Source organism: Desulfobacterium sp. N47 (assembly GCF_051233685.1).
Lineage (GTDB): Bacteria > Desulfobacterota > Desulfobacteria > Desulfobacterales > RPRI01 > RPRI01.
In genome coordinates this window covers 1-13,106 of the sequence record NZ_JBAMMY010000213.1, presented here as the reverse complement: position 1 = coordinate 13,106, position 13,106 = coordinate 1, and the positions used below count along the sequence as shown (strand labels likewise).

The 13,106-nt window shown below is 38.0% G+C and carries 12 protein-coding genes; 3 read left to right on the top strand and 9 right to left on the bottom strand.

All coding sequences use genetic code 11. The features are described 5' to 3' along the window. Together VXK47_RS14055 and VXK47_RS14050 are read left to right on the top strand one after the other, a co-directional pair. The coding region (locus VXK47_RS14055) for a hypothetical protein (RefSeq protein ID WP_435549417.1) at positions 1-185 on the top strand (185 nt) is incomplete at its 5' end. 27 nt (positions 186-212) lie between these two features. Further along, positions 213-1,304 (top strand): hypothetical protein, encoded by a 1,092-nt coding sequence (locus VXK47_RS14050; RefSeq protein WP_435549416.1) that lies wholly within the window; start codon positions 213-215, stop codon positions 1,302-1,304. Between the two features lie 92 nt (positions 1,305-1,396). Here the strand turns inward: VXK47_RS14050 and VXK47_RS14045 are convergent, their stop codons facing one another. Then, positions 1,397-2,398, bottom strand: a complete 1,002-nt coding sequence (locus tag VXK47_RS14045; protein ID WP_435549415.1) for a potassium channel family protein — start codon at positions 2,396-2,398, stop codon at positions 1,397-1,399. A 219-nt stretch (positions 2,399-2,617) separates the two neighbouring features. Here VXK47_RS14045 and VXK47_RS14040 point away from each other — a divergent pair, with 219 nt between their 5' ends. Next, the gene (locus tag VXK47_RS14040) at positions 2,618-3,274 is read left to right on the top strand and encodes a protein-L-isoaspartate O-methyltransferase family protein (protein WP_435549414.1); all 657 of its coding nucleotides are present in this window, start codon (positions 2,618-2,620) and stop codon (positions 3,272-3,274) included. Between the two features lie 10 nt (positions 3,275-3,284). On the opposite strand, the gene VXK47_RS14035 is transcribed toward VXK47_RS14040, so the two are convergent. The 8 genes from VXK47_RS14035 to lpxC all read right to left on the bottom strand — a co-directional run bounded on the left by VXK47_RS14035 (position 3,285) and on the right by lpxC (position 12,736). Then, positions 3,285-5,465 (bottom strand): vitamin B12-dependent ribonucleotide reductase, encoded by a 2,181-nt coding sequence (locus VXK47_RS14035; protein WP_435549413.1) that lies wholly within the window; start codon positions 5,463-5,465, stop codon positions 3,285-3,287. Next, on the bottom strand, positions 5,462-6,367 hold the full coding sequence (locus VXK47_RS14030) for a selenium metabolism-associated LysR family transcriptional regulator (protein WP_435549412.1): 906 nt from the start codon (positions 6,365-6,367) through the stop codon (positions 5,462-5,464). The genes VXK47_RS14035 and VXK47_RS14030 overlap by 4 nt, the downstream gene beginning before the upstream one ends. Beyond that, complete coding sequence (coaD, locus tag VXK47_RS14025; protein WP_435549411.1) at positions 6,348-6,860, bottom strand: pantetheine-phosphate adenylyltransferase; 513 nt, start codon at positions 6,858-6,860, stop codon at positions 6,348-6,350. The genes VXK47_RS14030 and coaD overlap by 20 nt, the downstream gene beginning before the upstream one ends. A gap of 103 nt (positions 6,861-6,963) precedes the next feature. After that, positions 6,964-7,527 (bottom strand): RsmD family RNA methyltransferase, encoded by a 564-nt coding sequence (gene rsmD, locus VXK47_RS14020; RefSeq protein ID WP_435549410.1) that lies wholly within the window; start codon positions 7,525-7,527, stop codon positions 6,964-6,966. A 1-nt stretch (position 7,528) separates the two neighbouring features. Next, positions 7,529-8,881, bottom strand: a complete 1,353-nt coding sequence (locus tag VXK47_RS14015) for a sigma-54-dependent transcriptional regulator (protein ID WP_435549409.1) — start codon at positions 8,879-8,881, stop codon at positions 7,529-7,531. Between the two features lie 47 nt (positions 8,882-8,928). Then, positions 8,929-11,166, bottom strand: coding sequence for a sensor histidine kinase (locus VXK47_RS14010; protein WP_435549408.1), 2,238 nt, complete (start codon positions 11,164-11,166; stop codon positions 8,929-8,931). A 29-nt stretch (positions 11,167-11,195) separates the two neighbouring features. Further along, positions 11,196-11,765, bottom strand: coding sequence for a DUF4390 domain-containing protein (locus VXK47_RS14005; RefSeq protein ID WP_435549407.1), 570 nt, complete (start codon positions 11,763-11,765; stop codon positions 11,196-11,198). Between the two features lie 104 nt (positions 11,766-11,869). Further along, positions 11,870-12,736, bottom strand: coding sequence for a UDP-3-O-acyl-N-acetylglucosamine deacetylase (gene lpxC, locus VXK47_RS14000; RefSeq protein WP_435549406.1), 867 nt, complete (start codon positions 12,734-12,736; stop codon positions 11,870-11,872). Positions 12,737-13,106 lie beyond the last annotated feature (370 nt).

Here is a 13,106-nt window from a genome sequence, read left to right as displayed (position 1 = left end):
GGGGGTCGTATAATGAACCAAGAAATGTTTTGATTTATCTGATCAGAGTGCTTCGGCGTGATAATATGAAACAAATCGGGCAATATTTTAATATCGATAAATCCACTTCAGTCAGCAGTATTATTGAACGGGTTAAAAAGCTGTTACAGATATGTTTTGAAATGGGAGCAATTCCACCATCATAAAAAATAGTATAGTAAGGAAACTGCAAAATGAAAAAATATTTATTAATATTTGTAATGCTGTTATTGCCTCTTCAGGGCTGCTACATTGATTACGGACCCGGATATGATTCCTCTGGTGGAGGTGTGGTCTATGATGAACCGGGAGCTATTGTATTTGATGGACCTCCTTATGTTGTAGTGCTTCCTTATACAAACGATGTTTACGCTGTTCCTGATATAGATATTGATTTGTTTTTCTGGGATGGCTGGTGGTGGCGTTTATCGCAAGGCCGTTGGTATCGCTCAATGTATTATAACAGGGGTTGGGGTTATTATAAGAATGTTCCAGGTTTCTATCATGATATAGACCCAGGTTGGAGAAAATATTACAGAGAACGTAATTGGCGCGGGCAGCAGTGGAATTATGAAAAGATTCCTAACCAGCGACTTCAACAAAACTGGAAAACCTGGCATAATGATCAACATTGGGGAAAGCAAAACAACTGGGGAGTTCAAGATTCAAGACGTGGGTTACAACGCCCGGAGGTTCAACCGGTACGTGATTACAAGCCTCAACGCCAGGAGACTCAATCAGGGCTTTATAATAGATCTCAACAGCCAGAGACTCAGCCGGAACGCAACTATAGGCCTCAAAGACAAGAGGCTCGTCCGGAACGTGACAAGAGACCTCAACTCCCCCAGACTCAACCAGGGCAAGATAACAGATACCGGAACCCGGATGTTCAGACTGAACGTTACAACAGGCCTCAACGCACGGAGACACGGCCGGAAGGCGACTACAGATCACAACCAACAGAAGCCAAGCCTGAACGTGACAAAAAACCTCAACATCAGGAAGTTCAACCGGTACGTGAATATAGGCTCCAAAGCCCAGAAGTCCGGCCGGAAGGCGACTACAGGTCACAACCTCCGGAATCTGAGGCGGAACGTGACTCCGGGCTTCAACGCCAGGAGGCAAAACCGTGGCGTGAGTACAGACCTAAATCTCATGAGGATCAACAAGCACAAAAGATGATGTTAAAATATCAGGAGAAGCATCAATCAAAAGATGCTAAACATCAGGATAAAGAAGAAAAGGAGGAAGTAGAAAAACAGGGTAGAAAAAGCAACTATGATTGATGGTAATTTTGATGATTCAAACTTTTGATAAGAAGAATGTATCAATAATAATCGGGGTTCACCTATGGCGAAACGGAAGAAGATTTTTTAATCTATGATTGCAAAACTTTTTCAAGTTTTTGAAGATTTTCATCTTTTCCTACAACAATAACCGTATCTCCGGCCTGAATTTTAGTTTCGGAAGAAGGATTAAAGGTCATACTGCCATCATGTTTTTTTATTGCTATTATGATGAGGTTATATTTCTGCCTGATTCCAGTGTCTTTTAACATTACATTAATAATTTTTGAAGACTCGCTTACTGCAATTTCTTCCATTTTAATATCTGTACCCTGCTCGCTGTACGCAAGTTCCAGAAAACTTGTAACAGCAGGCCTTAAAATCCGCTGAGACATGCTTATGACGCCAAGTTCATATGGAGATACAACAGTGTTTGCTCCTGCTGCAATAAGTTTGGATTTTGCTTCATTCCTGCTTGCTCTGGCTGTTATATATAAGTCAGGCTTGAGCTGCCTTGCGGTTAAAACGAGAAAAACATTGTCAGCATCCGAAGCAAGAACTGCAACAAGCCCTTTTGCTGTATTAATTCCGGCTCTGATAAGTGTATCTTCTTCAACTGCATCTCTGGCTAAAAATAAAACACCATCTTCTTCCATTGCAGGAATAAGATCCTTATTGTTTTCGATAACAACCAATTCGAAATTTTTCTTACTCCTCAGATTGCCGCACAAAACTTTTCCTATTCTTCCATATCCGCATATAATGTAGTGGTTTTTAAGTTTGCTGATTCTTTTATCCAATCTTCGCCTCCCTAAAATAGCTTTCACTCTTCCCTCAACCATGAATTGAACCATGGCGCCTGCAACATACAAACAGAAACCTACACCTACAAAAATAAGCACAATTGTAAAAATTCTTCCCGGCTTGCCTAGTTTATGAACTTCACCGTATCCGACTGTGGAAATTGTAGTTACGGTCATATATATAGAATCAAATAGGTTCCAGCCTTCTATCATCATGTATCCGACTGTACCTATCGCACCGATAAGAAGAGTTAAAAGAAGCGATATTATAAGATGCTTTGCACTATTCATATAAATCGGTTTTTGTTAATATGAGTTTTGCTCTGTTTCATTTTCTTTTGTATTCCTGCAAAAATACTAATAGTAATATACCCGATGTAACATTTCGAATGGTTTGCCTTCGGACTGTTGATGAATTTTTTGCATATTTTCTGTTTATATGATAAACGCATTAATCTTTCAAGGATAGATTTCTTGACGGAAAATAAATGATTTGGTAGAAAAGCAAACATGGATAAAACAGCATTAAAATTTGAGCGAATGCGCGAAGATATGGTGGAAAATCAGATCATATCACGCGGTATATCTGATCCTAAAGTTATTGCTGCAATGTTGAGAGTTCCCCGTCATCTGTTTGTGAGTGATGCTTTGATGGACCAGGCTTATGGCGATTTCCCCCTTCCTATTGGTGAGCAGCAAACTATATCACAGCCTTATATTGTTGCGGAAATGACTCAGGCTCTTAATCTTAATGAAGAGGACAGGGTGCTTGAGATAGGAACGGGCTCAGGGTATCAGGCGGCTGTTATCGCAGAAATTGTCTATCGGGTTTATACTATAGAAAGAATACATGAACTTTATGTCAGAGCCCGAACTCTTTTTGATAAGTTGCAGTATTTCAATATTGTAACCAGGTATTCCGATGGTACACTTGGTTGGGCAGCTGAAAGCCCTTTTGATGCCATAATAGTTACAGCAGGCTCTCCTGCTGTTCCGGATTTTCTAATAAGCCAGCTTGCAAAAGGAGGGCGATTGGTAATACCTGTAGGGAACCAGGATTCCCAGGATCTGATCAGGCTATATAAAGATGATAAAGGTATTCATGAAACAAATCTCGGAGCCTGCAGATTTGTCAAACTTGTCGGAGAACAAGGCTGGAAGGAATAAAAAAATAAGATCAGCTGCATTTTGAGTATCCGCATGAATGGCAAACAAGGCAACCTTCCTGATGTGTAATAACTCCGCTGCATTCGGGGCAAACCCCCATCATTGCTGTGCTGTCGACAAAAGAAGAATCCGTTCTGTGATTAAGAACCCTTGCGATTGCATCAGGGCAGGAAAGCACCATTTCTCCGTTTTGCCAGGCAGGGGAGGGGCAACGTATTCCTGTAAGTTGTTTCATAATAGCTTCAATACTGACACCTGAGCGCAATGCAAGTGAAATAAGGCGGCCTGCCGCTTCGATTTGAGAGGATGCGCATCCTCCCGTTTTTCCCATCTGGGCAAAGACCTCGCACATTCCCTTGTCATCAGAATTTATTGTAACATACAAATTTCCGCATCCTGTTTTCATTCGTTCTGTAATACCAACAGTACATTCAGGTCTTGGTCTTGGGGCAATCTTAACGGAATCTTTTTTTTCTGCTCCTATGCTTAGAACCTGATGGTCACGGCTGCCGTAACGGTAAATTGTTACTCCCTTGCATCCTTTTGTATGGGCAAGCATGTACACTTTTGCAATATCACTTCTTAAAGCATCCGGGCCGAAGTTAACGGTTTTTGAAACAGCATTGTCGGTAAATCTCTGAAATGCAGCCTGAATATTTATATGCTGTTCCGGCAGTATGTCATGGGCTGTTTTGAAGAGATCTTTTATTTGATCCGGGATTGCATCAATCTGTTGTATTGATGTTCCGTTTGTTATTTCATCTAAAAGATTTTTGCTGTAAAACCCTTCTGATTTTGCTATCCCGATAAATAGCGGATTAATATCGGAAAGTGTTTTTCCATCAAGAACTCTTCTTGTCTGGACTATGCCGAATATCGGTTCAATGCCGCTTGAGGTTCCGGCAATGATACTGATTGTTCCTGTCGGAGCTATTGTTGTGGTAGTGGCATTTCGCATGTACGGAGTATCGGGGCTGTCATAAATGCTGCCTTTATAAAAAGCAAAGTTTCCCCGTTTTTTTGCAAGCGCTGCCGAGGCAATTTTTGATTCTTCGGAAATAAAAGACATTATTTTCTCAGCCTGCGTAACTGCTTCTTCCGAATCATAGGATATCCCAAGTTTAATAAGCATATCGGCAAAACCCATTACGCCTAAGCCTATCTTTCTGGTTCCTTTGCTCATTTTTTCAATTCGTGCAAGAGGATATTTGTTTATCTCAACTACGTTATCAAGAAAATGAACCGAATCATGAATGGTTTTTTTAAGGCGCTTATAATTTACGGCTTTACCCGATACCATTGCAGACAGGTTTATAGAGCCTAATGTGCATGATTCGTAAGGAAGAAGAGGTTGTTCACCACATGGGTTGGTTGCTTCAATATTTCCAAGTTCGGGAACCGGATTGTCCCGGTTTATTCTATCGATAAATATTATGCCGGGTTCACCATTCAGCCATGCGGAATGTACAATCGCGTCAAAAATTTTTCTTGCGGATACTCTTCTTGTAATTTGCTCCGTTCTGGGATTTATCAGATCATATTCAGAGTCTTTATCGGATTCATTGCTCAAAGCATCCATGAAACTGTCGGTAAGGGCAACTGAGATATTGAAATTATTCAGTTTTCCTGTATCATTTTTGAGCTCTATGAAAGATTCTATATCGGGATGATCCACCCGTAAAATCCCCATATTTGCTCCTCTGCGGGTACCGCCCTGTTTTACTGTTTCGGTTGCAACATCAAAAACAGTCATGAAAGAAATGGGTCCGCTTGATACGCCTGCGGTTGACAGCACAATATCTTTTTCCGGGCGTATTCTTGAAAAAGAAAATCCGGTGCCACCGCCGCTTTTGTGTATCATGGCAGTATGTTTTAATGTCTCAAAAATGCTGTCCATTGAATCTTCAAGAGGCAGGACAAAACATGCGGCAAGCTGGCCAAGACGGCGGCCGGCATTCATAAGAGTCGGTGAGTTTGGTAAAAACCACAGATTGGTCAAAAGTTTTAAAAACTTTTTTTCCGTTTTTTCAATATCGAAAGGTCCGGCGAATAAAGAATCGGCAGAAGCAATATGTTTTGCTACTCTTAAAAACATATCTTCCGGTGTTTCTATTGCTTTTCCTTCCTTGTCTTTCTTCAGATAGCGCTTTTCAAGTACTATCAAAGCATTATTTGATACCGGTATATTCATGGAAGATTTGTAAGTAACCTGGATTTCATGTGTTCTATGAAAGCATTACATAGAGGGGAAAGGCTTCTTTGTTTGCTTAAGGTCAGATAAAAACTGCGATTAAGGTCAAGGCCTTCTATGGCAAGAGCTTTTAAGGAACCGTCTTTTAAATTGTCCCTAACCGCTATGGTGGAAAGAATCGATACCCCAACTTGATTTTTTATTCCCTGCCTGACGGCTTCCGTGCTTCCCATTTGAGCGGCAATCTTCAGATCATCAATGTCGAATCCGGCTTTGTTTAAGTTCTGTTCAAAGGATTTTAATGTTCCGGATCCCTTTTCTCTTATTATAAATGGTTCTTCCGTAAGCATTTTTATAGTAACACTTTTTTTCTTTGCCCATTTATGATTAGATGGAACAATAAGCTGCATTTGGTCATCAATGAGAATTTCCTGTTGTATTCTTTTATCTTTTTTTGCTGCTCCGACAACTCCGAGCTCAATAAATCCGGAAACAGTATCATTTATTATTTTTTCAGTGTCGCCGATGATAAGAGAAAGTTTTATATCAGGATAAGTTTTGGTAAAACTTCCTGCGATTCCGGGAAGAATGTATTCGCCCGGAATAGTACTTCCACCTATTACAAGGCTTCCTTTTATATTTCCCTGAAAACCGGATAAAGCGCTTTCCATTTCATCATAAAGTGCCAAAAGTTTTTTTGCGTATGAGTAAAGCAATGCACCTGCTTTTGTCGGGACAGCCTCTCTCGATAAGCGATCTACCATGCGGCAACCGAAATAGGATTCCAGATCTCTCATATGGCTGCTCACGGTTGGCTGGGAAATGAAAACAGATTCACCTGCTTTTGAAAAGCTCTTTTGCTCTATTACTTTGCAGAATATTTTAAGATGCCAAAGGTCCATGCTTTTTAGTATTAAATCCAAATTTTTCTTTTAATTTTTGATTAACTATGGGAGGAACCATTCCTGTAATATTGCCGTCGAATTCAGCGGCTTGTTTTATTATTGAGGAGCTGGTAAAGATCCACCTCAAACCGGTCATAAGAAAAACAGTCTGAATCTCTCTGTTTAGCCGCCTGTTCATCAGTGCCATCTGAAATTCATAGTCAAAATCGGATAACGCCCGCATTCCGCGAAGGATAGCATGACTTTTCTTTTTTAGCGCATAATCAACAAGAAGTCCATTAAAAGTGTCTATTTCAACATTGTTAATTTTTTTTAAACTTTTTTCAAGCATCTCTATTCGTTCTTCAATAGTAAACAAAAATTTTTTGTTAGGGTTGCGCAAAATGGTAACTATTATCTTATCAAAAATCTTAAGACCTCTTTCAATTATATCAATATGTCCATTTGTCACAGGATCAAAGGAACCGGGATAAATAGCAATTCTTCGCATAGATTAATATTCCATAAAGTTAAAAGGTTCAAGGTTCAGCGATTCAAGGGTTGGATGAAAGTAATTTAACCGTGAACTGTGAACCCTTAAACCCAGGAGCTTTCTATACCATATATTTTAAAAATGTAACAAGGGTTTTTCCGTATCTTCTCTGATCAGTAATTGCGTAACCGGAAATATTTTCAAAAAGTGCTTCCCGCAAATCATGTTCAACCACAAGAGAGGCATTGTTTTTAAGAATCCGGCTTTTTGAAAGACTTATTAAAGCAGGAGTGATGAGATTCCTGTTATAAGGAGGATCTATAAATACAAGATTTGCAGCAGTAAGTTTATTAGCATATCTGTTAATATCTTTCAGTATATCAAACTTTGCTATTGTACTTCTTTCCGCAAGTCCGCAGATATTAATATTTTTGATGATTGTTGATATAGCCTCTTTATCCTTATCGATAAATGCTGCAAAGGATGCCCCTCTGCTTAAGGCTTCAATTCCCATTGCTCCCGTTCCGGCAAAAAGATCAAGCACAACAGAGCCAACTACTTGATCGGAAAGGATATTGAAAATACTTTCCCTTAATCGTCCCGATGTCGGTCTTATTTTTAAACCGTTTATGGAAAAAAGTTTTCTTCCTTTCAAATCACCGCTGATAACTCTTAGGCCGGTCATGCTATAAGCCGTTTAAAATTTTATGAATATAATTTCTGGTAACATCAATTTTCTTTGCTGTTTTTGAAACGCTTTCTTCATTTTCAGACAATTTTATTTTAATAAATTCTTTTTCGAAGGCTTTTTTTGCATCTTTTAATCTATCAATATTAAACGGGTCAGATATAGACGTTCCTGTTTTTTCTTTAATCACCGGTTTATATTGCTCGGGAATATCGGAGACATCAATGATGTTTTTATCCGTCATTATTGCAAGCTGATTAATAAGGTTCTTTAATTCGCGTACATTGCCGGGCCATGAATGGTTACATAATAATTCTATGGCACCCGGTGAAAGCATTTTCATTTCATTCCGGTTTTGCATCTTATATTCAGCTAAAAAAGTATTAATCAGAAATGGAATATCGTCTTTGCGCTTTCTTAACGGAGGGACCTCAATAGGTACAACGTTGAGCCGATGATAAAGATCTTCCCTGAAACTTCCTTTCACGATTTCTTGCTCAAGGGATTTATTGCTTGCAGCAATAAATCTTGCATTTATATCCAGTATTCTGCTTCCGCCAAGTCTCTGAAATTTCTTTTCCTGCAGTACTCTTAAGATTTTAGCCTGGGTTTTTAAAGTCATCTCTCCAATATTATCAAGAAAAATGGTACCGTTTCCGGCCAATTCAAATTTGCCTATCTTTTTTGAGGTCGCTCCGGCAATTGCCCCCTTTTCATGTCCGAATAGTTCGCTTTCCATCATTTCTTCAGGAATTGTTACACAATCAACAGTAATAAAAGGCCCATCTACACGGGGGCTGAGTTGATATATGCTTCGTGCGACAAGTTCTTTACCGGTTCCGTTTTCGCCTGTGATAAGAACCGAGGCGTCAGATTGAGCAACTGCGGCTATCTTTTTTTTAAGATCAGTAATAGACGCGCTGTTTCCGGTTACAGAGTTTTTTTCTATAGTTTTTTTTCGAAGATATCTGTTTTCTTCTTCCAGTCTCCTGAAATTTAAGGCATTGTTTATTGTAACTATAATCTTGTCAATTGACAGGGGCTTTCCAATAAGGTCATATGCTCCAAGCTTTATGGCATTAACTGCGGTCTCTATATTGCCATGTCCTGTTATTATTATAACCTGAATGTAAGGATTATCTTTTTTAATCTGTTTTAAAGTCTCTATACCGTCAATTCCGGGCATCCATATATCCAGAAGAACAAGGTCAGGAGATTCCTCGTCTATAAGTTTCAAACCCTCATATCCGTTTGAAGCCGTAATTACCTCAAAACCCTCATCTGTAAGAAGACCTTTTAAAGATTGAATTATTGACGGATTATCATCAACAATTAATATCGACGGAAACATCGTTTTATGTTCCTTTTATTTGTATTGGGGCATCTTTTGTGCCAAGATCAGATTGTTGGTAACTCAACAATAAACTTCGCTCCTTTGGGATGATTATCCTGAACCCGGATAACACCTTTATGATCTGCAATAATAGTATTTACGATAGCAAGACCCAAACCTGATCCGGCTTTTTTTGTCGAAAAATTAGGTTCAAAAATACGGGATTTGTCTTCAATCGATATTCCTGCACCATCATCGGCAATTTCTATTTTAACTAGTTTTGCTTCCTTATTATGTTCAAGTGTAATTGTAATATTTCCTTTGTCTTTAATTGCGGCAACAGCATTATCGACCAGGTTTATCATTGCTTGTTTTATCTGTTGCCTGTCAAGGTTAAGAAGCGGGATATTATCCTCAATTATTGAGTTAAAATTTATATTCTGATGGCCTTCCCTGTATAGTGCAAATGTTTCTTTGATTATAGGAGGCAAATCGCATGGAATGGGATTTGCTGATGGAAATCTTGCAAATGTTGAAAATTCATCAACTATATTTCTTATTAATTCAACATGGTCAATTATCATTTGTGTACATTCCTCGAATACAGGCTCATTTAACTGATCTGAATATTTGCGTTTAAGCCGTTGAGCAGACAGCTTTATAGGCGTTAAGGGATTTTTTACTTCATGTGCTATGCGGCGCGCCACCTCACGCCATGCAGCCATTCTCTGAATTTTTTCAAGCTCGGTTAAATCATCAAAAACCATTACAATTCCCACATGCCGGCCTGTATCATCTTTTAAGGCATTCACATTCATAAGAAAGCTGCGGCGTCTTCCCCCTATGAAAAGATTTAAAGGCACTTCTACAGCATTATTCTGTGAAACCGACAGATTTTCCTTAATTTCGTTGGCTATATTAATATTTTGATCCGGAAGTAAATCTTTATAGTTTTTACCCAACATTTCATCCTGCCTAAGATTCAACATTTTTTCAGCGGATTTATTGATTGAAGTGATCAGCCCCTTGGAATCAAGAGTAATAACACCGGTTGAGACATTTTTTAAGACGATTTCCATGTACTGTCGTTTTTCTTCTATTTCTATGTTTTGCTGTTCAAGCAATCTTGCTGAAAGTTCAAGTTGTTCTCTGCCTGTTCTGAGATCTTGTGTCATTTTGTTGAATGAATTAACAAGACTGCCTATTTCATCATCTGAAGCAACTTCAAGGCTGAAGCTCAAATCTCCTTCTGCGATCCTTCTCGTACCTTCGGCAAGTTCCATGATGGGAATTGTTATGGATTTAGCCAGATAAAAACCGAACCAGATAGCGCAAAAAAGTACAAGCAACGCTACTATAGACAGTAATATGTAATATGAAATCTGAATAGGCTTTTTTAAGAGTTTCGTTTGTTGATATTCTTCAAATCCAAGAGAAATGGATTTCAACTTTCCGGAAAGTTTACTGGAAAGTTGATTTGTTAATACAATATAGCACACGGCTTCAGAAGGTTGAACTCCAAACGGAACTGTTCCTATGGTTCTGACAAGTTCTTTATCTGACACAATATCCGTTATGGTTTTTACAGAGTTTGAACCCATGCCCTTTTTAAAATTCTCAGGATCAATAACTTTTAACGGCATTTTTTCCATTCCGGGGGCAAGAATAAATGTCATGCGCTTGAATTTGCTGTCATAAAGTTCAATAGCCTGGAGGTTGAATGACCTTTGTACAACTTCCATATAATGGAATAGAGATTTTTTCTTAAGAGGATCCAGTAAGTTCTTACTGTTAATTTGATATGAAATTCTTTCGATATAAAATTTGTTATTTTCCTGAAACTGACCGTAATAATATTTGCCGACATCCAGCGAATCATCAAGCGCCTGTTCAATCGGGATATTAAACCAGAATTCGGTGCTGGTTGTTATAAAACTGATAGAAAAGAAAAATAAAATTATGGTTGGCAAAAGAGTAAGGGTACAAAAAGCTATAACCAGTTTTGTGCGAAGCTTTGCTCCGGCGGCATTCTTTTTTCTGTCATAAAGAAGTTTAACAAGGTTTCTGAATACAAGAAATATCAGAAGAATAAGTAATAATAAATTGATGTTGATAAGAATAAACATCAATACAGTGTTTGATACCGGAATGTCCGTTCCAAATTTTATTATTCTGCTTTCAATAAATGTTAAAAGGGCAACAGCAAATATAATTGCAATAATTATAAAGCCTTCTCTTTTACGTCTGGAACGTTCCTGAGAGGAATTAGTTGTAGGAGGGGCTATTGATGAATTATTCTTCATAGTAGTTTAATATAAAATAACTTAACGAATTAATAGACAAAATCTATCATATACCAATCTGTTTCAAAGTCCCATAAAGAAACGAAAGCAAATACATAATGCAGATAAAAAGGAAGGGTGAACTTGCTTACTTCCGCTTTCGTTTCAATCCGGTAATGGCTATTTTTTTCAAGTTTATCCAGCTGAACTAATTTCAATTCGTCAATCCGGGTCATCAGTTCCTGGGCATTTTTGAAAGATTCTGTTGTAACCGGCTCGCCGTTCTTCCATGATCTTGATACAATGTATACATTTTTGAGATTATCGTATTTTATTGTATTGGTTAATAATATTTCTGAAAGTTTATCATTGAACCACAGGTCGTTAATTTTATAAAGTTTGATATAAAAAGTAAAAGAAGTTTCTATGCCGCTTGTAATAGCCGTTTTCATATCATCAGTAAAAGCACCGTCCAGATTCATTTTAAACAGAAGCTGATTATTATGTCTTGTAATCGCAATATTAGTGAGTTTTGCTACCTGAGCAAAGCTTGTTTCCGGTATGATAATCAGAAGAAAAAGAAAAAATACACAGATTTTATGTTTTACTGTTGTTGGCATATCAATATTTGTCTTTTTGCAGCAATAAGCTGTTTTATGAAATGAAATTAATATATAATCTTAAATCTATATCTGAAAGATTTTACCGTTTGAATCTTTTGCCGTCATGAAATAGTCCGGGTTTCCCAGGATTTTTTATTGGAAAAAAATGTTTCAATAAAAGCATGATTAAACGCATGTCCGGATTTGTTAAGCTTGAAATGCCCCATTATAGGCAAACCAAGAAGGGAAAAATCACCTATGGAGTCTAATATTTTATGTCTTACAAACTCATCCGGAAAACGCAGGCCATCTTGATTTAAAATAGTATCTTTGTCAACAACTACGGCATTTTCAAGAGAACCTCCCTTGGCGAAACCATACTGTTTGAGATATTCTATCTCATGTAAAAAGCCGAAAGTTCTTGCCCCGGATATTTCCTGCTCGAATATTTCATCACTGATGCTTACGGAAAAAGTTTGTTTACTGATAAGAGGATGATCAAAATCAATAGTACATGTGATTTTAAATTCGGAGGAAGGATATACACCAACGGATTTTCCATCTTTGTTAAGCTCAATAGATTCATTAACAACAAAATAATATCTCGGGCTGTCCTGTTCCTGTATTCCCGCTTCTTTTACCATTCGCGTAAAAGGTGCAGCGCTTCCATCCATTATCGGCATTTCATATGAATCAAGCTCAACTGCTGCATTGTCAATTGATAAGCCTGCGAAAGCAGCCATAATATGTTCAATAGTCGATACTATGAATCCGTTGTGGCCTATTACCGTTGCAAGGCTGGTATCCACAACCATGTTGAAGCGGGCAGGTATGCTGGGTTTATCGGGAAGGTCGGTTCTTATAAACTTTATACCATAGTTAGCTGGTGCCGGTTTTATTGTAAGATTAACTTTTTTCCCCGAATGAACGCCTATTCCTGAGCAACAAACTGGCTTTGTAATAGTTCTCTGATTCAAATAAGAAGTCATTATAATCTTAATATAAGGATTATTATTAAAATAATTTATTAATTCGTTAATAAGCCAAATAATACATGAAATATCAATCGGATATTATATTATATCCATGAAACGGCTGAAGTATACCTTGGATAGATTACGGATGCAATCATATCTTAAGCCGCGTTTCAAATCAAATTATCTTAACTGTTTTCAGATTGTCAACAAATTCTTGATGTTAATAATAATATCATGTATATGAGCTAATTTCAAAACGATTAAAGGCGGCTTGTTAAACAGGTCAACAGTTGAAATCCCGGCAATAGAGCGGACTTAAGGGCTCCGATTTTCATTGGAGAACCACAAAAGGCAATAAATGCCGAGTTTTTGACAATACCTG

Excerpts from the sequence above, each read along its gene's own strand:
- VXK47_RS14050 (WP_435549416.1), top strand. The coding sequence starts at position 213 with ATGAAAAAATATTTATTAATATTTGTAATGCTGTTATTGCCTCTTCAG.
- VXK47_RS14045 (WP_435549415.1), bottom strand. The coding sequence starts at position 2,398 with ATGAATAGTGCAAAGCATCTTATAATATCGCTTCTTTTAACTCTTCTT.
- VXK47_RS14040 (WP_435549414.1), top strand. The coding sequence starts at position 2,618 with ATGGATAAAACAGCATTAAAATTTGAGCGAATGCGCGAAGATATGGTG.
- VXK47_RS14035 (WP_435549413.1), bottom strand. The coding sequence starts at position 5,465 with ATGAATATACCGGTATCAAATAATGCTTTGATAGTACTTGAAAAGCGC.
- VXK47_RS14030 (WP_435549412.1), bottom strand. The coding sequence starts at position 6,367 with ATGGACCTTTGGCATCTTAAAATATTCTGCAAAGTAATAGAGCAAAAG.
- coaD (WP_435549411.1), bottom strand. The coding sequence starts at position 6,860 with ATGCGAAGAATTGCTATTTATCCCGGTTCCTTTGATCCTGTGACAAAT.
- rsmD (WP_435549410.1), bottom strand. The coding sequence starts at position 7,527 with ATGACCGGCCTAAGAGTTATCAGCGGTGATTTGAAAGGAAGAAAACTT.
- VXK47_RS14015 (WP_435549409.1), bottom strand. The coding sequence starts at position 8,881 with ATGTTTCCGTCGATATTAATTGTTGATGATAATCCGTCAATAATTCAA.
- VXK47_RS14010 (WP_435549408.1), bottom strand. The coding sequence starts at position 11,166 with ATGAAGAATAATTCATCAATAGCCCCTCCTACAACTAATTCCTCTCAG.
- VXK47_RS14005 (WP_435549407.1), bottom strand. The coding sequence starts at position 11,765 with ATGCCAACAACAGTAAAACATAAAATCTGTGTATTTTTTCTTTTTCTT.
- lpxC (WP_435549406.1), bottom strand. The coding sequence starts at position 12,736 with ATGACTTCTTATTTGAATCAGAGAACTATTACAAAGCCAGTTTGTTGC.